General features: G+C 37.5%; 16 protein-coding genes and 2 tRNA genes. 2 read left to right on the forward strand and 16 right to left on the reverse strand.

Translation table 11 applies throughout. The features are described 5' to 3' along the window. From B4C08_RS05505 to earP, 4 genes are all read right to left on the reverse strand, one after another. The coding region (locus tag B4C08_RS05505; RefSeq protein WP_296663816.1) for a phosphoenolpyruvate carboxykinase domain-containing protein at positions 1–877 on the reverse strand (877 nt) is incomplete at its 3' end. Between the two features lie 232 nt (positions 878–1,109). Next, positions 1,110–1,184: transfer RNA gene (locus B4C08_RS05510), tRNA-Arg, on the reverse strand. 46 nt (positions 1,185–1,230) lie between these two features. Continuing rightward, positions 1,231–1,803 carry an elongation factor P gene (efp, locus tag B4C08_RS05515; protein WP_273465922.1) on the reverse strand — a complete coding sequence of 191 codons (573 nt, stop codon included), beginning with the start codon at positions 1,801–1,803 and terminating at the stop codon, positions 1,231–1,233. 93 nt (positions 1,804–1,896) lie between these two features. Continuing rightward, a complete protein-coding gene (gene earP / locus B4C08_RS05520) occupies positions 1,897–3,087 on the reverse strand; it encodes an elongation factor P maturation arginine rhamnosyltransferase EarP (RefSeq protein WP_296663818.1) in 1,191 nt (396 codons plus the stop codon). A 97-nt stretch (positions 3,088–3,184) separates the two neighbouring features. Here earP and B4C08_RS05525 point away from each other — a divergent pair, with 97 nt between their 5' ends. Next, on the forward strand, positions 3,185–4,750 hold the full coding sequence (locus B4C08_RS05525) for a YifB family Mg chelatase-like AAA ATPase (protein ID WP_296663820.1): 1,566 nt from the start codon (positions 3,185–3,187) through the stop codon (positions 4,748–4,750). 32 nt (positions 4,751–4,782) lie between these two features. On the opposite strand, the gene B4C08_RS05530 is transcribed toward B4C08_RS05525, so the two are convergent. Next, positions 4,783–4,865: transfer RNA gene (locus tag B4C08_RS05530), tRNA-Leu, on the reverse strand. A 204-nt stretch (positions 4,866–5,069) separates the two neighbouring features. On the opposite strand from B4C08_RS05530, the gene B4C08_RS05535 reads away from it, so the two are divergent. Next, positions 5,070–6,632, forward strand: a complete 1,563-nt coding sequence (locus B4C08_RS05535; protein ID WP_296663821.1) for a RecQ family ATP-dependent DNA helicase — start codon at positions 5,070–5,072, stop codon at positions 6,630–6,632. Positions 6,633–6,635: 3 nt separating this feature from the next. Here the strand turns inward: B4C08_RS05535 and B4C08_RS05540 are convergent, their stop codons facing one another. The 11 genes from B4C08_RS05540 to infB all read right to left on the reverse strand — a co-directional run bounded on the left by B4C08_RS05540 (position 6,636) and on the right by infB (position 21,479). Then, positions 6,636–8,324: a HEAT repeat domain-containing protein gene (locus tag B4C08_RS05540; protein ID WP_296663823.1), complete on the reverse strand. Its 1,689-nt coding sequence runs from the start codon at positions 8,322–8,324 to the stop codon at positions 6,636–6,638. A gap of 34 nt (positions 8,325–8,358) precedes the next feature. Next, positions 8,359–9,495, reverse strand: a complete 1,137-nt coding sequence (gene tgt, locus B4C08_RS05545) for a tRNA guanosine(34) transglycosylase Tgt (protein WP_296663825.1) — start codon at positions 9,493–9,495, stop codon at positions 8,359–8,361. A gap of 25 nt (positions 9,496–9,520) precedes the next feature. Beyond that, positions 9,521–10,591, reverse strand: a complete 1,071-nt coding sequence (locus tag B4C08_RS05550) for an LptF/LptG family permease (RefSeq protein ID WP_296663826.1) — start codon at positions 10,589–10,591, stop codon at positions 9,521–9,523. Then, positions 10,588–11,742 (reverse strand): LptF/LptG family permease, encoded by a 1,155-nt coding sequence (locus tag B4C08_RS05555; RefSeq protein WP_296663828.1) that lies wholly within the window; start codon positions 11,740–11,742, stop codon positions 10,588–10,590. The genes B4C08_RS05550 and B4C08_RS05555 overlap by 4 nt, the downstream gene beginning before the upstream one ends. A gap of 194 nt (positions 11,743–11,936) precedes the next feature. Beyond that, entirely contained in the window at positions 11,937–12,380 is a 444-nt protein-coding gene (gene dut / locus B4C08_RS05560; RefSeq protein ID WP_296663830.1) for a dUTP diphosphatase, read from the reverse strand. Beyond that, positions 12,365–13,651, reverse strand: coding sequence for a M16 family metallopeptidase (locus B4C08_RS05565; protein ID WP_296663832.1), 1,287 nt, complete (start codon positions 13,649–13,651; stop codon positions 12,365–12,367). Before B4C08_RS05565 ends, dut begins: the two co-directional genes overlap by 16 nt. A gap of 110 nt (positions 13,652–13,761) precedes the next feature. Beyond that, entirely contained in the window at positions 13,762–15,852 is a 2,091-nt protein-coding gene (pnp, locus tag B4C08_RS05570) for a polyribonucleotide nucleotidyltransferase (protein WP_295795592.1), read from the reverse strand. A 207-nt stretch (positions 15,853–16,059) separates the two neighbouring features. After that, positions 16,060–16,329: a 30S ribosomal protein S15 gene (gene rpsO / locus B4C08_RS05575; RefSeq protein WP_013702212.1), complete on the reverse strand. Its 270-nt coding sequence runs from the start codon at positions 16,327–16,329 to the stop codon at positions 16,060–16,062. A 167-nt stretch (positions 16,330–16,496) separates the two neighbouring features. Further along, on the reverse strand, positions 16,497–18,350 hold the full coding sequence (gene truB / locus B4C08_RS05580; RefSeq protein WP_296663834.1) for a tRNA pseudouridine(55) synthase TruB: 1,854 nt from the start codon (positions 18,348–18,350) through the stop codon (positions 16,497–16,499). After that, positions 18,328–18,732 carry a 30S ribosome-binding factor RbfA gene (gene rbfA, locus B4C08_RS05585; protein WP_296663836.1) on the reverse strand — a complete coding sequence of 135 codons (405 nt, stop codon included), beginning with the start codon at positions 18,730–18,732 and terminating at the stop codon, positions 18,328–18,330. The genes truB and rbfA overlap by 23 nt, the downstream gene beginning before the upstream one ends. A gap of 11 nt (positions 18,733–18,743) precedes the next feature. Next, on the reverse strand, positions 18,744–21,479 hold the full coding sequence (gene infB / locus B4C08_RS05590) for a translation initiation factor IF-2 (RefSeq protein WP_296663837.1): 2,736 nt from the start codon (positions 21,477–21,479) through the stop codon (positions 18,744–18,746). Positions 21,480–21,497: the final 18 nt, after the last annotated feature.

Here is a 21,497-nt window from a genome sequence, read left to right on the forward strand (position 1 = left end):
TCCAAGCGATGTCATCGCCGACTGTCTCAACTTTCCAGCCCGGGATTGTAGGAATAAGCATTGCGAGGTTTGTTTTTCCACAAGCAGATGGGAATGCGCCAGTAACGTATTTAACTTCGCCCTGTGGGTTTGTAAGTTTTAGGATAAGCATGTGTTCAGCAAGCCAGCCTTCTTCGCGTGCGATTACAGTTGCAATACGGAGTGCGAAACATTTCTTTCCAAGAAGAGCGTTTCCACCGTATCCAGAACCGTAAGACCAGATAAGGCGTTCTTCTGGGAACTGGCTGATGTATTTGTGTTCAACATCTGCGCAAGGCCAAACACCGTTGTCTTTTTCGCCGTTGTTGAGCGGTTTTCCGACTGAGTGAAGACATGGAACAAAGTCTCCGTCTGTGCCGAAGTATTCCCAAACTTTCTCGCCGGCGCGTGTCATGATGTCCATATTAAGAACAACGTATTCAGAATCCGTAAGTTCGATTCCGTATTTTGCAATCGGTGAGCCAAGAGGTCCCATGCAGAACGGAATAACATACATTGTTCTTCCGTGCATACATCCTGTGTAAAGACCTTTCATTGTAGCCTTGAGCTCTTTAGGATCAATCCAGTGGTTTGTAGGACCTGCATCCTCTTCCTTTACAGAAGAAATGAATGTGCGTGACTCAACACGTGCGACATCACTAGGAAGCGAACGGAAAAGGAAGCTGTTTGGCTTTTTTGTAAGCGGAGTTGCAAGGCCTGCATCAACGCATTTTTTCATAAGGCGGTCATATTCGGCTGTAGAACCATCGCAAACAACAACATTGTCCGGCTCACACATCTTAACACATTCTTCAATCCATGCCTTGATTTTGGCATGCTTGATGTCATTAACTGTCATTCGATTACTCCTATGCTTAGAGTCAGAATTGAAATAGCTTGAAGCCTTCTGATTCCATATAGAATAAATATACTTTTTTTTCTGATGATTTTCAATAGACGATGTAAAAAGAAGTTCATATCAATCTTGCAAAATCTATAATTTTTTCTTATCAATTAAATTTAGGCAAAAGCAATATTTAAAAATAAAAAAGGCAGCGTAAAACTGCCTTGAATCTAAAAAAAAACAACTTTGACCCTCGCGGGGTTCGAACTCGCTACCTACAGCTTAGGAGGCTGTCGCTCTATCCATAGTGAGCTAGGGGGTCATGGTATTCCAAAGGAAAGAAAAACAATCCTTTGGAAACATAAATTTTATTTGTCTTTTGCTCTTTCTACAAATGAACCGTCTCTTGTGTCGATTACAATTTTATCATCCGTGTTGCAGAACAAAGGAACTCTTACTTCCATTCCTGTATCAAGAGTTGCAGGCTTCAAAGATTTTCCAGAAGTATCTCCCTTAATTCCTGGCTCGCAATATGTGATTACACGGACAACATTGATAGGAAGTTTTACGCCAACTGGTTTTCCTTCATAATATGTGATTGTAACATCGTAGTCATCATCCGGAGAAATGTATCCAGCGTTGTCTCCAAGGTCTTCCTTTGAAAGCATAACATCTTCGTAAGTTTCCTGATCCATAAAGTGAAAATCATCACCGTCGATATAAGAAAGCTTTACATTTTTTTCTACAAGGTCAACATCGTCAAATTTTTCACCAGCGTCAAGACCCAAATCCTGAGTTCCGCCTGTAACAATATTTTTTACACGAAGCTTTACTGTAATTCCCTGGCGTCCAGCTTTCTGGCCAAGCATTTTCTGAACAATAAAAGGAGAGCCTTCAAACATAAAAGCTGTTCCAACTTTAATTTCGTTTGTTGATAACATAATAAACTTCCTTGATTATAAACTTGCTACTCGATTATATATGAACTGAAATAAAATTGCAACATTTCAAAATGCAGGCAAAATAAATTTACTTCAGCGCGGAATTTTTGCTTCAAGAAAGCTCAAAAGATTTTCCGCAAGATTTCCGTTCTTTAAAATTTCATTGGAAAACTTTTTAAATTCCAGTTTCAATTTTTCTGAATTTTTCAACAAAGAAAGAATTTCATTTTTCATTTCCAAATTTATTTCTTCAATTTCAGACGGAAGTTTTTTTTCTTCAAGAATTTCCAAAGCTTCCGGACAGCAACTGGCTTTAAAATTTCGATTGTACAAAAAAGAAAATTTTTCAATCTGCGGAATTTTTATTCTTTTCAAAAACGCATTCAACTTTACAATGTGAAATTCATCTTCCTGCGGATAAATATTCCATACAAACGGATTTCCCAAAAGACAGCAACGGCTAAACGAATCCTCTCCGCGCACAAAGGAAAAATCCATAAGCGACAAAAAAGCATCCCAAACTTCCTGTTGCATAAACGGAAGCAAAATAAAATCAACGCTAAATTTTTCAAAGGAATTTTTTGCCGAATCAGATCCAGCTCCAGGCGCAATAAAAACAAGAACTTTTTTTAAAAGAGAAAATTCTTTTATCGCAGAAGCCAAAAAATCAAAATTCTTTGGATAGGAAAAAACAAAAATTTTAAATGAAGCAGAAAAATCTTCTGAAAGAATTTTTTTATCAAGATTTTGTTTTGCAAGATTCAAGGCATATTTTTTTTCAGAAAGACAGCACATAAAATTTTTATCCAGAATCAAGCCGCCAGTTTTTTTTGTAAAGCCAGGCATGAAATTTATTTTTTTAATTTTTGCAGAACGCGTGCCGCTTTTTAATAGATGAAAATCATCAGCCCAAGATTCAGCTGTCAAATATTCAATGTTCACAATCTGAACATTCAAATTAAACTGCGGAAAAAATAAAATTTCTTCAAGCCATTCCGGGCGTCCGCACTGAAAACATTCCAAAATAAATTCCGGCGGATTTCTTGAAAATTCTTTTTTGCAAAGTTCATTGTCGTTCCAGTCAAAAATTTTCCATCCGCAGAATTCCTGGAACGACTTTGCCGAATCTATGCCATTTGAAATTTTTGCAAAGGAATCAAGGTTACTTACAACAAGGCGAATTTCAAGATTTTTTTTCAACTCAGAAAGAGCGCGGCACAAACGAAAAACAACTCCGATGTCGCCAAAATTATCAACGACTCTGCACAAAACTGTAATTTCCATAGAAAAATATTCTATCAAATTTTTTTACTTTGCGGCATTTTTTTTATTTTTTCCATAATAAAGTTTTTAATTCTTAAATTTTTTATTTGGAGTAAATATGAGAATTTTTTGTTTTTCACCTTTTGGATACGAAGGAAATCTTGTTACAGTTGAAGTTGATTTACGCCGCGGAATTCCTGCTGTTGATATAGTCGGACTTGCAGACAATGCAGTAAAAGAATCGCGGGAAAGAATGAAAAGTGCAATTATAAATTCCGGACTTTTATTTCCGCCTGAACGAGTTCTTATAAGCCTTTCTCCTGCTGACTTGAAAAAAGAGGGAGCCGGTTTTGACCTTGCAATTGCTCTTGCAGTTTTGTCAGCAAAAGAAGAATCTGAAAATGAAAACTCAGCATTTCAAACAGAACCAATTCTTGTGATTGGCGAACTTGAATTAAATGGAAACATACGGCCAGTGAAAGCAATCCATGCGGCGGCGGCAACAGCTTATGCAAGCGGAATAAGATACTGCATTGTTCCTGCTGCAAATGCAGAAGAAGCAAAAGAAATCCGCACAATGAAAATTTTTGGCGCAGAAAATTTAACAGAAGCTTTTAACGCCTTAAAAAATCCTGAATCATTTTCTGATTACAAAAGTTCGCATATTGAAGAGAAAAATGGAAGCACAATAAAAGACGCTGTTGAAATAAATGGAATTCTTTTTCCGCCAGAAGAATTTGAGTTTAAAGAAATTTGTGGACAACACGAACTTGTAAGAGGCTTGCAAATTGCAGCGGCTGGAAAACACAATCTGCTTGCGTTCGGACCTCCGGGCTGTGGCAAAACACTTTCATTGCAAAGATTTCCTGCGCTAGTTCCGTTGCTTACAAAAGAAGAAAGTCAAAGTGTAACTCGGATTTATTCGATTGCAGGAATTCTTCAAGCCGGAACAAGAATAATAAAAAAAGCTCCGTTCAGGCAACCTCACCAGACATCTACAATAGAAGGAATGTGCGGAGGAGGAATTCATTGCAGCCCAGGCGAAATTTCACTTGCGCATAATGGAACTCTTTTTTTAGACGAAGCCGCGGAATTTAGAACATCAGTCCTTCAGATTTTAAGAGTCCCTCTTGAAACAGGAAGCATAACTTTAAGCAGAGCCGGACGCTCCACAATTTTCCCATCAAATTTTCAACTTTTAATGTCAATGAATCCGTGCCCATGCGGAAATTACGGTTCAAAAGAAAAACTTTGCCTATGCTCTGCCAGATCAGTTGAGCAATACTGGAAAAAAATTTCAGCGCCGCTTTTAGACAGAATCGACTTAAGCATTCAAGTTGAAAAAGTTTCAATAGAAAGCTCAAATTCAGCACAAGGCATTTCAACATCAGAACTACGCAAAGAAATCGCTTCTGCAATAAAAACTCAGCGCAAACGTGGAAAAAGAAATTCAAGGCTTTCTCCATCGGAAATAAAAGAGTTTTGCCAAATGGATTCAGATGCAAAAAAAATTTTAGATGAAGCAACTGAAGCTCATGAGTTTTCACCAAGATCTGTTTCGAGCTGCATAAAAATTGCAAGGACAATTTCAGATATGAAAGAAGAAAATATAATCGGGAAAAATTCAATGGAAGAAGCTGTAAAATTTAAAAAGCCAGCAGGTGCAATGAATCTTTTGACATAAAAAAAAAGACCGAAAAGAATTCGGCCTAAAAATACCGGCTCAGAGACTTGAACTCTGACACGCTCGCGCGCAAAAGATTTTGAGTCTTTCGTGTCTACCATTCCACCAAGCCGGCAAGTAATAGTTAATATATCAAAAAATAAAAATAAAATCAAGAGGAAGTTTTAAAACTAATCTAGGTTTTGCAACTCTCTCAGGCAGAAAAAAAATGGAGGTTTTATTTTTGGAATCATTCTTGTATAATCATTTGTATGAATCTATAAAAAACATTTCATTTCAATTCGCATTGCAAAACTCATTATTTTTTCAGGAACCATCTATGAATTACACATTATTCGACAGAACACCAGAAGATATTTTAAAATCAGTTTTTGGCTATGAATCATTTAGACCGATGCAAAGAAAAATAATTCAAAATGTTTTGGACGGACGCGACACACTTGCAATCATGCCAACTGGAGGCGGAAAATCTTTATGCTATGAAATTCCAGCCCTAATTCTTCCAGGAATCACAGTCGTTGTTTCGCCATTAATTGCTTTAATGCAAGATCAAGTAGCGCAACTTGAATCCTATGGAATTTCTGCTGTCTGTTTAAATTCGTCTCTTGAAAGAAACTATTACCAAAAATGCTGCGAAAAAATTTTGTCAGGAAAAATCAAGCTTCTTTATGTTTCGCCGGAAGGATTGAATTCAGGCAGAATGATAAGACTGCTTCAAGAATCAAAAAGTTCTGTTGACTGCATTGCAATTGACGAGGCTCACTGCATAAGCGAATGGGGACACGATTTCCGTCCGGACTACATGGAAATAACTCATATAAGAAATCAGTTTCCAAAATCAGTTTTTCTTGCGCTCACAGCGACTGCAACAAAACAAGTTCAAGTTGACATTATAAAAAATCTTCGGATGGAAAATCCTGAAATATTTATGGCAAGTTTCAACAGACCAAATCTTTTTCTTCAAGTAATAAAAAAAGACAAGCCAATAGAACAAGTTTTAAATTTCATAGAAAATCATCCAAATCAAAGCGGAATAATTTATTGCTTTTCAAGAAAACAAGTTGATTTAGTTGCACAAGAATTGCATATAAATGGAATAAAAGCATTGAGCTATCATGCAGGGCTTGACGATGCGCAAAGAGCAAAAAATCAGCAGGCTTTTATTTCAGACAAAGCCGACATTATGGTTGCCACGGTTGCTTTTGGAATGGGAATTAATAAACCTGACGTTCGTTTTGTAATTCACTTTGATATGCCAAAATCAGTAGAGCAATATTATCAGGAAATCGGACGGGCTGGACGAGATGGATTAAAATCCGAAGCTTTGCTTTTATACAGCGCAGGAGATATTCACAAAATCAGATATTTTTTCAAGGATAACTTTGATTCTGCTAAATCAGAAAATCTTTTGCAAGGAATGATAAACTACTGCGAAAATTCTGTTTGCAGACGGCAAGCTCTTTTATCTTACTTTGGGGAAAGCTATTCCGATTCAAGACAAGACTGTGTTTCTTTAGAAAATTGCTGTGATATATGCGCATCAAAAAAAATAAATTATAATCGACCTCGTGCAATTCTACATAAAAAAATTCAAAGTTTTCCAAAGCCTTCAAAAAAACCTATGGGTGAACTTTTTGTTTCTGACACTTTAGAAAACAATGAAAAAATTTTACCAGAAAAACTTCGTGTGTGGAGAAAAAAGGCAGCGGAAGAATTAAATGTTCCGCCTTATGTTATTTTTGGAGATAAAACACTTTTTGACATTGCACAAAAGAAACCTTCAAATATAAAAGAACTTACAAACTGCTACGGAATAGGAGAAATAAAAGCTGAAAAATTTGGATACTTCATCTTAAAAATAATAAAAGAAAATACTCAATAATTTTTAAGATTGCTCTAAAATTCGTTTTGCTTTTTTTGCATTTGCATTTTTCTTTTTTGCGCCAAACTGATAGCCTTTAGGTTTTTCTTTTTCTTCTGGCAAAACTTCCTCTTCTGCGTCTTTTGCAATTTCTTCAACGGCGGCTTTTACACTTGAGTATCTTCCTTTTGCCCAAATATCAAGACCAGTGCCTTGAGTTGCAACATCATCGCTTGCAATATATTCCGCGCAAATATCGGCGAATTCAGAACGATCATATTTTGCAAATTCTTTTCCCAATGCATAACGCAAATTTTTCTGAATATCGCTTTTCAGTGCTGAACGGGCAAGCTCTATAACTTCTTTTGTTCCCGCATGATTATACTCCAGCAATGCCGCAGAAACTTTTGCTTTTGCAGCATCACCAATTTTCTTGTCTTTTAAAACACTTATTAAATAATCATTTCCCTCAGAAGTATTTAAATCTGCAATCACAGAATAGCACTTTTCCTTTACTTGCTTCTGCTCATCTTTATCTTTGCATCTAAAAATCAAAAAAGGAACAGCATTGTTAATTCTATTTTTTCCGACTGCGGAAACTGCTTCGAGCCTAACTTTATACTGAGAATCACGCAACGCCTGCGTAATTAAATCTGAAGATTTTTTATCATTGAAATATGAAATTCCTTTTATAACATAAGTTCGAAGATTCGGGTCATTCGATTCAAATAGCTCCACAAGAATATCTTCCGACTCAGGCTTTTCCATTGCGCCAATCGCTTCTGCAGCGTACATTCTAACAAAAGTATTTTCGTTTTCGTCTTTTGCAATTTCTGAAATTTTCTGCCAAGTTTCAACAGCCTTAATTCTTCCAAGAACACGCATCAGGGCTTGTCGCTGAGAAACATTCAAATCATCGCGGTCAAGATAATCAGCAAGAAAAAGCGCCTCTTCTCTTCCGCCAGTCTCACCTAACGCAGAAAGTGCTCCAGTAAAATACGCGTCCTCTTCTTTGTCAACCAAATCAACAAGGCCTGGATTGGCATCTTTTATATCAGCTTCAGAAATATATTTAAAGCATTTTTCAACAATTGAATTTTTTTCATCGTAAGGATCGTTTATGATTTCGACCGCATAAGAAGCAAGACATGGATCTTTTAACTTTGTGAAATACTCAAGAATTTTTTCTTTTACAGCAACGCTTTTTGTTTCTTGAAATAAATCATAAATTCCATCAACAAAACGATTGTCTTGATTTTTTGTAAGTTCATCAATCAACTCTGTAATCTGACCTTCAAGTCCGTATTTTAAAATGTCATTGCAGTTTTTTTCATAATTTTTGGAACGGTCAATATAATTTTTTGAAGTGTCATGCTTTTTCGGGCGGGCATCTGCCGGGTGAATTTTTTCTCTTGTATATTTGAATTTTATACTTTCTGAAGGCTGACTCCCAGAAATTGCATCGTAATTTTCAGTTTCTCTCTCATCTGGAATTTTTGAAGCTGCATTTTCAGGCAGAGAAGCATCCGGAATTTCTGGAGCTGAATTTTGCAAAGTTTCTTCTGAAACAGTTTCATCTAGCGCAGAACTTTGAGTTTGAGAATTTTCAGATTCAGACAAAACATTTTCAATAACTTCTGGCGCAGAAGATTCTTGTGACCAAGCAAAAGCAAAAATCAATGAAACAGCAGCAATTAAAAATTTTCTCTTCATTTTTTCTCCGGACAAGTCGTTTTAATTATCGGCATCAAAGTTCATTTGAATGAAAATTATCCAAGAATTTTTTTTTGTATTCTTCAAATTTATCATTTTCTATTGCAGAGCGAATTTCTAAAATCATATTGTGCAAAAAATAAAGATTATGATAACTTGCCAACATAGAAGAAAGAATTTCCTGTTCGCGGAAAATATGCCGCAAATACGCACGCGAATAAGTTTTGCATACTTTGCAATTGCATTCAGAATCAAGCGCGGAAAAATCACGTTCAAATCTTTTTTGCTTAATTGAAAGCATTCCTTTGTGATGAAAATAAAGTCCATGCCGGGCAATTCGCGTAGGCTGAACACAGTCAAACATATCAATTCCATTTGAAACCGCATCAAGAATATATTCAGGAGTTCCAATTCCCATAACATACTTAGGCTTGCTTTTTGAAAGAAACTGAACTGTGTATTTTAATTTTTCAACAAAAACACCAGCAGGCTCTCCAACACTTAATCCGCCAATCGCAAGACCTGGAGTTCCAAGTGAATCCACAAATTCCGCACTTTCTTTTCTAAGGTCATCAAAAAAATTTCCCTGGACAATCGGAAATAAAATTCCTTTGTAGCCATTTTCAGAATGAATTTTCCATTCTTTTATCGCACGCATAGCCCAATCAGAAGACAAGCGGAAGGCACGTTCAGCCTCGCGACGTTCAACACCATATCCAGAGCAAACATCAAGCTGCATTTGAATATCGCTGTTAAGCTTTACTTGGGTCTGAACAACATTTTCTGGAGTAAAAAAATGCTTGCTTCCATCAATTGTGCTTCTAAAGGCAACTCCTTCATTTTCAATTTTCCTAAGATTTGAAAGAGACCACACTTGAAAGCCACCAGAATCTGTAAGAAAATTTCTGTTCCATTTTGTAAATCCGTGAAGTCCGCCGGCTTCAGAAACAATGTCAGCACCGGGACGAAGATAAAGATGATATGTGTTCGCAAGAATAATTTCAAAGCCGATTTCTTCTAAATCATCTTTGGTCAAAGCCTTTACAGTTCCCTTTGTTCCAACCGGCATAAAAACCGGAGTCTGAACATCTCCGTGCGCCAAGTGAACAACTCCAGTTCTAGCGCAAGAATTTTTATCTTCATGGTGAATTTCAAAAAAATTTTTTATCATAATGTTTTGCCTCATTTTTCAATTTTTAAGTTTTAGCATATTTCAATAAAACACAGCTTATAATTATAAAAAGCACAACTGGACTCCATGCTCCAAACAAAGGCGGAATAGCTTGAAACTTTGCCATAAGCATTGTAATCATCTGAAGAACATAAAACAGAACAACCGCCGTTATGCTCATTGCAAGGCTAACAAGCAAAACATTTTTACGAGTTTTTCCGCTAAGTCCAATCGCTAAAAAAACAACAATAAAAACAACAAAAGGAAACGAATATTTTTTGTAATAAACAGATTTTTCCTCTGCACTCGGAAGTCCTGCTTTCTCAAGATGCTCTATGTATTCTCTTGCTTCTTTCGTGTTCACCTGCTCAACAGAAATTGTATTATTTCTAAAAGTTTCTGGCGGTTCCAAAAGACGTTCCTCTAATCTTTTTTCCAAATCGCAAGCTAAAAAATTTCCATCTTGAAATTTATATTCCACTGCATTTTCAAGTTTCCAAGAATTATTTTTCCAAAAAGCTTTTTGAGCATAGATAACTGCATCAGGCTTCTTGGTTTCAGTTCTAAACAAAATATAAAGTTTTGAAAGAGATTCCGCTTTATTATTGAAAAAATCCGCCTTGTAGATTATATCTCCGCCTTCCGCCATAATTACAATTTTGCTGTTGTTTAAAGATTTTTCCTTTGACAAAACCGATTCCTGCAGCTGCGTTTTTTTGAAAAATGTCGGAACAACAATATTATCCTCAAAAACAAAAAGCGCAAAACTCATTGCAACAGCAACAGCAAGCAATGGAAGTGAAAATTTAAAAAGTGAAATTCCAGATGCAAAAACCGCAAGCAATTCATTCCGAGCATAAAAATCACTAAGCATATAGGCGGTCGCAAAAAGCATTGCAATCGGAACAGCATACCAGACTGCTTTTGGAATATAATAAATAAGAATCAAAGCAACATCGTGCGTGGAAACATTTTTTGAAATATAATTCCACAGATTCATAAACAAATCTGTTAGGCAAAGAACAAGAACAAAAAACATAACTGCGCCAATAAAAACTGGAAAGAAACGTTTGAGCATGTAAAAAACAAGTTTCATTTTTTCTTGAGCCTTATATAAAGAATGATTCCTAAAATTCCTATTACAAAATTAGGAGTCCACATCATCCAAAATCCGTTGTATCCTCCGCGAATTCCAAACATCTGTCCGATTATTGTTGCTGACCAGTAAAGAACTGAAAGTATTATTCCGAATATAAGTCCAAGCGTTTGCCCGTCTTTTTTTCCGAAGATTAATGCAAGAGGAAAAGCAAGCAATGCGAAAAAAAATGATCCAAAAGGAACAGAAAATTTTTTATTACATTCAAGTATAAAAGTGTTTAATCTTTTTTTTGTTGAAGAATTTTCCTGCTTCATTTTTTTTATTCTTTTTATCAAATCCCATGATGTCATTTCACGTGGCGAAGTTCCATTGCTAGAAGAAATAATAGAATCTTCAAAAATATTCAGTCTCAGTTTTTCAGCTGAAATCGACTCATAGTTTTTCACTTCTGATTTGTCAAGACTTAAGACAACAGGACTGTTCATATCAAGCTGCATAATTACGCCCGGGGCTGAAGATTTTTTCACGTCGGAATTTTCAGCCATTATAATCCGTTGAACACCGTTTTTTTCTGAGTCAAACAAAACAATATCAGAAACATTATTTTTATTTACATTTCCAATCACCAAAGTTGAATCATTCATTCTTTTTATAGATTTCGATTCAAGCTCGATCGCAGGATTTGAGACAATAATCTGCTTGAAAAGCCGGTTGTATTTTAAAGTTCCAATCGGAAGAAAATAGTCATTCATAATAAAACTAAAAACTGAAATCAAAAGTCCCATTGCCAAAACAGATTTTAAAATCAAACTGTAACGCTGGCCGCTTGCCCGAAAAATTAAAATTTCATTGTCGGTAACAAGTCTGCCAAGGCACATTAAAAATCCAACAAGAGTCGCAAATGGCGCAGACTGTGAAATCACATTTGGCAAGCAATACAAAATCAGTTTTAAAACAGAATTTACAGGAACTCGTTTTTTTAAAATAGTTTCAGCAAGCAAAAGAATTTGATTTACAAAAAACACGACAAAGAAAAAAACAAAGCAAATTAAAAAGTAAAGCAAAAGTTCCTTTGCAATGTAACGGACTAAAATATTTGACTTTACAAAATTCAGTTTGAAAATTTTCTTTGCGAAAAAAACTTGCATTCTTACACAATTAATTTTTCTTCCAATCGAAAATCCAACTGTGTAAATTTTTCTTTGCAATTCAAATCGCTTTAGTTTTTTAAATTTTCGTTTAAAAAAAAGAAAACAAAAAGCAATCTGTTTTCTAGCAAAAACAATCGTTGAGTCTATTTCATTGTAAACAAATTCAAAAACTTTTTTTGCCAACATCAATATTAGACACCAGTGCTTCCGAAGCCTCCAGCTCCACGCAAAGTTTCAGAAATGAAATCCACTGGAATAAAATTCGCTGTTGTAACTGGAGAAATTACAATCTGGGCAATTCTATCTCCGCTGTTCACTGTAAAATCATCTTGACCAAAATTAGCAAGAATAATTTTAAGCTCGCCGCGATAATCGCTGTCAATAGTTCCAGGAGAATTTAAAACAGTAATGCCATTTTTTAAAGCAAGTCCGCTTCTTGGACGAACCTGAATTTCATAGCCAGATGGAATTTCAAAAATCAATCCAGTAGGAATCAAAGCACGCTCGCCTTTTTTTAGAACAATCGGCGCATCCAGCAAAGCACAAACATCAGCACCAGCGGAACCTTCTGTTTTATAAGCTGGCATAACAGCATTTTTTTGTGCAACAATTTTCAAATCTATTTTTTCCAACATAATATTTCCTTTTTGTGTTTTGAAGAAAGCGTAGGTCCATAAACAAGCGAAGATTTTTTTTCTTCATTTAAAAGATTTTTTATGAAACTGATTATATCATTTTTTTCAGTCGAACGTATACTATTCAAAATTTCTTCAGTTTCGTAAAGCGGAAATCCCATTGAATAAAAATTCCAAAGCCGTTGCATTAAAAACGCAGTTCTAGTTTCCCCAAGAATTTCAGAACCGCACAAACGCTCTTTTGAAATTTCAATTTCTTCATCCGAAATCTGATTTTCAACAAAGCCTGAAATTTCTTCTGAAAGTTTTTTGTAGACTTCCGTTGCTTTTGTTTTTTCACAAACAGCATAAGCACACCAAAGTCCCGCATTTTCATAAGTTGTATAAAAACTTCCAACTGAATAGCAAAGTCCGGATTTTTCACGAAGCGAAGAAAAAAGGCGGCTGCTCATAGTTTCTCCGGCGGCGGAATTAAAAATCAAAAGTGAAATGTAATCTTTAAAAGAAAGATTTGAGGAAAGCGGATACAAAGAAAAAATTTGCGTCTGATTAAATTTAGCTTTTAGAATCCGATTCTCTGTATTCCAAACAACTTTCTCTGAAAAATGAAGATGCTTAAAAAATTCCTGAGAAGGTTTGTGCTGTGGAAGTTTCTGCAAAGTTTCAACAAGAATGTCTTCAAAAATTTTTCCGCAAACAATCACAACAAGCTCGCCCTCTGTAAAATATTTTTTATACCAGTCAACCATCTGCTCCCGCGTAATCGAGTCAACGTCATCAGAAGTTCCTGTTATTGCAAGGCTAAGTTTTTGGTTCGGCCAGACACAAGAGGCAACTTCATCCATTGCAGAATCATCAGGATCATCCAAGACAGCAAGAATTTCACTTTGGACAACGCCGCGCTCTTTTTCCATTTCTTCAGGCGGAAAAGTACAATTTGAGCTCAAATCGCAAAGAGTTTCCAAAGCAGTTTTATAGTTTTCAAAATTTTCAGAAGGAACAGTGCAGTAAACGCCTACATTTTCGCGCTCGGTAAAAGCATTGAAAATTCCGCCCATTCTGTCAAAGATAAGAGATATGTCCCGGTTTGATTTTGTTTTTGTTCCTTTAAAAATCATGTGCTCGGTAAAATGGCTGATTCCATGCTCACCTTCATTTTCAAAACGGCTTCCAACTGAAAAGTAAAAGCCAAACGTTGTAACTTTTGAATTTGCAACTGGCTGAGTAATAAGCGTTATGCTATTTAAAAGATTTTGTTTTTTTGCGAGCATGAAATGATTTTAGCAAATTTCAAAAAGTTTTGCATCAGATTGAAATTTTTCAAAGACAAAAAAAATCCGCCTGCAAATTTACAGACGGATTCAATCAAACTTAAATAAACTTATTTGTTTTCAATTGCATCAATATAGCTTAAATTCAAGCGCCCCATTTTGTCAACTTCAAGCAATTTTACAGGAATAACCTGTCCTTCCTTGAGAACATCGCTTACTTTTTCAACACGATTTCTTGAAAGTTTTGAAATATGGCAAAGGCCTTCTTTTCCCGGAAGAATTTCTATAAATGCGCCAAAGTCCATAATACGTTTTACAGTTCCCTGATAAATTGTACCTGGCTCTGGATCTTCACAGATTCCCTTTATAGCGGCTTTTGCAGCATCAGTAGAAACGCCAGACTTTCCGTAAATTGTAACAGTTCCATCATCTTCAGTATTGATTGTAACATTATACTGCTGACAAAGTGCTTTTACATTTTTTCCGCCTGGTCCAATCAAAGCTCCGATTTTATCAACAGCGATTTTCATTGTTTCAATTTTTGGAGCGTAAGGGCTGATTGGCTGAGGCTTGCTGATGCATTTTTCCATTATATCAAGAATGTGATTGCGTCCGCGTTTTGCCTGCTCAAGAGCGCGTCTCATAATATCCATTGAAACACCGGCAATTTTTATATCCATCTGGAATCCTGTAATTCCATCACGGGTTCCTGCAACTTTAAAGTCCATGTCGCCAAGATGGTCTTCTTCTCCCAAAATATCAGAGAGAATTGCATATTTCTTGTACTGAGGTCCGTCTGTGATAAGTCCCATCGCAATTCCGGCAACCATTTTCTTCATAGGAACACCAGCAGCAAGCAAAGACAAACATCCGCCGCAAGTTGAAGCCTGAGAAGAAGAACCGTTAGATTCCATGATTTCAGAAACAACGCGGATTGTATAAGGAAATTCACTTCTTGAAGGAATCATTGGAGCTAAAGAACGGCGCGCAAGATTTCCATGTCCAATCTCACGGCGGCCAGTTGTAAGCTTTCCAACTTCACCAACTGAATACGGAGGGAAATTATAATGAAGAATAAAGTTTTCACTTCTGTCGCCTTCAATGTCATCGTAAACCTGCTCGTCCATTGCAGTGCCCAAAGTTGTTACAGCCAAAGACTGAGTTTCGCCACGAGTAAACAAAGCAGAACCGTGAGGACGAGGAAGAACATTTACTTCACAAGTGATAGGACGAATATCTTCTGTGCCGCGTCCGTCAATGCGAAGTCCTTTTTCAAGAATGCTTGAGCGAAGCAAATCATACTGAATGTCATCAAACAAAGTATTAAAAAGTTTCGCCTGAATTTCATCTTCAAGCTGCTCTGAATATTTTTCAGCAATCTTAGCTTTTACAGCCTTTACAGCATTTCCGCGCGCCATTTTTCCTTTCTGGAAACAAGCTTCCTGCATAAGAGGAATAGCTTCGGCTTTGATTGCATCTGCGTTTTCAAGTTTAACATCAAGCGGTGAAAGCGGAAGTTTTTCTTTTCCGGCAAGTTTTACAAGTTCCTCCTGAAGCAAGCACATATCGGTAATAAATCCCTGCGCCTTTTCCAAAGCTCCAAGCATAACCTCCTCTGAAACTTCGTTTGCGCCGCCTTCAACCATTGTAAAACCGTCTTTAGTTCCGGCAACAACAATTTCAAGCTGAATTTTTTCCATCTGCTCATAGGTCGGATTCAAAATGTACTCGCCATTCAAATATCCAACGCGAACGCCTGCAACAGGTCCATGGAAAGGAATGTCAGAAATAGAAACTGCCGCGCTCGAAGCAAGAACTGCAAGAATGTCAGGAGGATTTACGCCGTCAATAGAAACGCAAGTCGGAACAATCTGAATTTCACGGCCAAAAGATGTTTCAAAAAGAGGACGCATAGGACGGTCAATAAGACGGCTTACAAGAATTTCCTTGTCCTTTGGACGGCCTTCACGCTTTACAAATCCGCCAGGAATTTTTCCAGCAGCATAAAATTTTTCATTGTACTCAACTGTAACAGGAACAAAATCCAGTCCTTCTTTTGCTTCACTTGAAGCGCAGACAGTTGCAATCACAGCAGTTCCACCAATCTGCGCATAAACACAGCCATTCGCCTGCTTTCCAATTTTCCCTGTTTCAAGAATAAGTTCCTGATCACCAATTTTTCTGGTTACTCTTTGTATCATAAAAGTTTCCTAAATGTAGCTTTTTATGAACTTCTGATTATCCACAGATTACATCGATTCCCATTTCATAGAAATCCATATAATCGGTGGACTGACTCTTATCAGAATATTCAAAGGGAAATTCGTTCGAATCCACCTTAAAAAAACAACGGCAGTAAATTCACTTTTGAATTCAGCTGCCGTCATCATCCATTTTTTTTTGCCAAATTACTTGCGGATTCCAAGCTCTTTTATAAGAGAGCGGTAGCCTTCAAGATTTGTGCGCTTAAGATATTTCAAAAGCTTGCGGCGAGCACCAACAACTTTTAAAAGACCACGCTGTGCGCAAGTGTCTTTTGGGAAAGTTTTGCAGTGTGCTGTAAGCTCTTTAATGCGCTCTGTCATCAAAGCAATCTGAACATTTGAATTTCCAGTATCGCTTGCGTTTGCTCCAAATTTTGAAACGATTGAAGCTGTTGTTTCTTTTGTAAGTGCCATTTCTTACTCCTAATAAAAATTTTATTATTTTCAGTCCTTCGATTTTTACAGGGAATAAAAGTGGCGCTTTGTATTCCAAGCAAAATCACAACGGAATGAACTGTTTACATTTTACTGATATAGAAAGAAAAGTCAATGTTAAGCCGAGCGGAAAACTTTTCTGATAATCAGCAAAATTTTATTTCGACTGTTTTTTCTGCAATTCCAGATGTCGCAAGCGCAATTTTAATATTTTCGTTTTCAATTTCAAGAGTTGTGTGAAAAATATTTCCGTCAGAATCAAGTGCTGCAACTTTGTAAATTCCATTCTTTGGCAAAACCTGATTTTTTTCATTGCGGAATTCAAAAATTGAATTTTCATTTCCAGCTGATTTTTCTTTCAATGAAATTCCGCGGACATCCAAAGCAAACGGGCGCAAAAGCATTTTCTGCGCGCATATAAAATTTCCTGCAAGAATTTCTTTTTTTATGCGGCTTGAACTGATTTTTTCATCTTCAAAAAAAACATAATCTTGTCTGCAAAGCTCGAAGTTTTTTTCTTGTGAAATTTTTTCAAGTTCTTCCATATCAAGCAAGCCTTTGTAACCGCATTTAAAATCGCTTCCTTCAACAAGAAATTTCATTCCGCAAACTGAAATCAAAGTTTCGATAAAATCAGCACCTTCAATTTTTGAAAAATCCTGCGTAAAATCAATCACAACCGCAAAGTCAAGTCCAAGTTCCTTGAAAAATTCCAGACGCTGCTCAAGAGTAAAAATCGAACCAGTTCCGTCATTTTTTATCTGCGAAGAAAAAGTTATAATTCCTGAAACAAAATTCTTTTGAGCAACGGCAGTTTTTATAAGCGCAACATGACCTGCATGAATAGCTTCAAAACTTCCAATTGTAAGAGCGCAGCCTTTTGATTTCCATTCAATTGGAAAATTCAAACTGCAAAATTCATTCCAAGAAAAAACTTTGAATTCTTTTTTTTCTGGCGGAACAACAAAACCGTAAGAAAGTTTTGCGTCTTTGTTCTTGCAGATTATTCCGGCAAAAGCCCCAGACGAATAAAAAACAGCAATTTCATTTTCAACATTTCCACAGTTTACAATGTCAAACATTTTTTGTGAAAGCGGACGTCCATTTAAATATGACTTTTCAAATTCAGGCTTTAAAATATCGCAACTGAAACCGCAAAGAGACGCCAGTTTCTGAGAAAAAAGCAAAAAGTGATTTCTAATGTCCTGAATTTTTTCAACTGAATCTTCACGGCGTTTTTTTATTTTTTGTTCAAACGGAAGATGAATTTTTTCTTTTTCCCTTTGAAAATAAAAAGCGTTTTGAATTCCGTTTTCTATTGAAAACTCTTTTAGCTCTCCAAAGCAAGCCGCATCTTTTAATTCAAACGGTCCGACTTTAGTCCGCCTCAAAGCGCATAAATGGGCACAAGTTCCAAGACTAGAGGCAATGTCTCTTGCAAGCGCGCGGATGTAAGTTCCTTTTGAGCAGACAATTTCAAGCAGCGCATAAGAACAAGAGTCATTTTCTGAAGGCTCTTTAAAATCAAGAAGTTCATTTTTGTAAACAAAAACTTGCCTGCTTTCAAGATGAATTTCGTTTCCGCCGCGAACAAGATCACTTGCGCGTTTTCCGTCAACATGAAGCGCAGAATAAACAGGCGGCACTTGAAGAACTGCTCCAGTAAATTTTTTCAGCGCAGATTCAATTTGTTCTTTAGAAGCAGCCGCGCCAGTTTTTATAACATCGCCAGTCGGATCAAGAGTGTCAGTTTCTTTTCCGAAGCAGACAACAGCCTGATAAGTTTTTGTAAATGAAGTTATATGAGGAACAAGATGCGTAAGATTTCCAGACAAAACAACGAGCAAGCCTTCAGCAAAAGAATCCAAAGTTCCCGTATGCCCGACTTTTTCAGTTTTCAAGGCATGCTTTATGCTCCAAAGAGAAGAAAAACTTGTAATTCCCGGAGTCTTTGCATAGAGCATAACCCCGGAAACTTTATTCTTGGTCTTCTCTGGCATCTTGCTCATTCTGGCTGATTTCAATTTGCCTAGATTCATTTTCCAGCGCGTTAAGTTTTTGAACCATTTTATAGCCTTCTTTCATGCTGAAATCTGCTACAAAAGTAAGTTTTGGAAATCTATAGATTGAAACTTTTTTTGCAATTGTAGACTGGATAAATCCAGCCGCGCTCTGCAAGCCTTTTACTCCGCGCTCAACAGAAGCATCATCCAAAAAAGACGAAACATAGACTTTCGCACATGACAAATCTTTTACAACTTCCACGCGGTTAATTGTAAGAAATTCATTCACACGCGGATCTTTTACTTCGTGGCGCATTATAAGATTGGCAATTTCTTCCCTAAGCTGGTTTCCCAGCCTGTTCATTCTATACTGTCCCATTACAAATCCTTTTATTCAGCAGAATCCTCACTAGCGGCATTTTTCTTTTCTGCTTCTGCTTGTTCATCTGCCAAAGTTTTTCCGAGCTTGCGTTTAACTTCGATTGTCTCAAAAGCTTCAAGCTGGTCTCCAATCTGAAGATCCTGCCAGTTTTCAATTCCGATACCGCATTCAAATCCATCTTTGACTTCCTTTGCATCGTCCTTGAATCTTTTAAGAGAAGCAATTTTTCCAGTGTAAATAACAACGCCGTCGCGGATAACATTTACGCTGCAAGTCTTTTTGATGACACCATCTGTAACGTAGCATCCGGCAATAACGCCAATCTTTGGAACTTTGAAAGTGTTGCGAACTTCCGCAGTTCCTGTTGTTTCGTCTTTTGTGTCAGGCTGAAGCATTCCTTCCATAGCCTGCTGAATTTCTTCAACACACTTGTAGATAATGTTGTACTTGCGAATTTCAACTTTTTCCTGTTCAGCCAAAACTTTTGCCTTTGGAGTCGGGCGGACATTGAATCCGATAATAATTGCATTTTCATCAGCGGCGGCCAAAGTAACATCGCTTTCATTGATTGCGCCTGCGCTTGAATGGATAACAACAAGCCTAAGTTCCTTTGTGCTGAGTTTTTCAAGAGAAGTTTTAAGGGCTTCCGCAGAACCTTGCAAATCAGCCTTGATGATAACCTTGAACTCTTTGACTTCGCTTGCTTCAATTGTTGAATACAAATTGTCGAGCGTAACTTTTTTGACAGCCTTTGCATCTTCAAAGCGTTTAAGTTCCTGACGTTTTGCGGCAAATGCGCGCGCATCTTTTTCAGTTTCTGTAACCTGAATAGGATCTCCGGCATTCGGCATAGCTTCAAGTCCAAGAACTTCCACTGGCATTGAAGGAGTCGCTTCTTGAATTTTTTGTCCGCGGTCATTGAAAATAGCACGAACACGTCCTGAATAAATTCCTGCAACCAAAGGATCACCGATGTGCAAAGTTCCGCGCTGAACAACAACAGATGCAACAACACCGCGTCCTTGGTCAGTACGGCTTTCAATAACTTTTCCTTCAGCGCGACAATCATACTGTGCCTTAAGTTCAAGAACTTCAGCCTGAATAAGAATTGCATCCAGCAAATCATCAATTCCCTGATGCTTCAATGCTGAAATATTTACATACTGAGTGTCGCCGCCCCAAGCTTCCGGAGTAAGTCCAAGCTCAGAAAGCTGTGTCATAACTTTTTCAGGATTTGCATCCGGCTTATCAATTTTGTTGACCGCAACAATAATTGGAACTTTTGCATCCTTTGCATGGTTTATAGCTTCCATTGTCTGAGGCATAACGCCATCGTCCGCCGCAACAACAAGAACAACAATATCTGTAATCTGTGCACCGCGCGCGCGCATCATTGTAAACGCTTCGTGTCCCGGTGTATCAAGGAAAGTAATTACGCCCTTCGGAGTTGAAACCTGATAGGCACCGATTTTCTGCGTAATTCCACCTGCTTCTCCAGCGGCAACATCAGCATTGCGGATTGCATCAAGAGTTTTCGTTTTTCCGTGGTCAACGTGTCCCATGACAGTAACAATCGGAGGACGAGTACGCTCACCTTCAGAGCTTCCCTTGTCGCTTTCAATAACAGTTTCATCGTAAAGACTTACAAGATGAACCTGACAATTGTATTCAGAAGCAAGAATTGTCGCCGTGTCAGAATCAATGGACTGATTGATTGTAACCATCATTCCCATTGACATAAGTTTGCCGATAATTTCGCTTGCCTTAAGATTCATTTTGCGGGCAAGATCTGAAACAGAAATTGTCTCCATGATTTCAATTTTCTCTGGAACAACACTTGCCGGAGTTGAATCATGTTTTTTGTTCTGATAAAGTTCTTCCTCGTCAAAGAAATCTTCTTTATCTTTTCTATTATAAACTTGTTTTTTACCCTTGAACTGTTTTTTAGCCGGAGCTTTGTTTCCTGCAATAGCTGAAGGATCTGCAAATCCGCCTGGACGAGGTCCGCCAAATCCTGGGCGCCCTGCTCCACCAGCAAACCCGCCTGGCCCGCGATTAAAGCCACCTGGACCACGGTTAAATCCACCAGGCTGTCCGTTGTTTCTGTTGAATCCGCCTGGCCCGCGATTGAAGCCTCCGCCAGTTCCATTTCTATTGAAACCGCCTGGACCACGGTTAAATCCGCCAGGTTGCCCGTTGTTTCTGTTGAATCCGCCATTTGGATTTCCGCGGAAAGAACCGTTGCGGTTTCCAAAATTTGATCCCTGCGGATTGCTACGGTTAAAATTATTTTGTCTTTCGCGGTTTTGGTAGCTTTCTCTAGCTTGACTTCCAGTGAATCCGCCATCTCTGCGGCCGCTTCCATTATTTGAATAACGGCTTCTTCCGCCGCTCAAATTTCCTGCCTTAACATTAGGGCGAACATTAGGAAATTCCAAAGTCTGAACCTGAGGCTTTGCAGTTTGGGCAACAGGAGCAACTGGCTTCTTATCTTCCGCTGAAATAGCCTTTTCCTGGGAAACAGGAACTTCAGTTTTTGCATCCTCAGATTTAACAGATGAATCAGGAGTCTTTTTAGACACTACGTGAATTCTTTTTTTCTGTTCTTGTTTTGCCGCCTCTGCAGAAGGAGCTTTTCTTTTTATAACAATCTTCCGCTTTGGACTGGCTTCCCCTGCAGGATGAGAGTCCTGTACATGCTTATTTAAAACTACGCCTGTCTTTTTCTCTGATTCATCTGCCATACTGTATCCTATTACCTC

This window comes from Treponema sp. UBA753 (assembly GCF_002297325.1).
Taxonomy (GTDB): Bacteria; Spirochaetota; Spirochaetia; order Treponematales; family Treponemataceae; genus Treponema_D.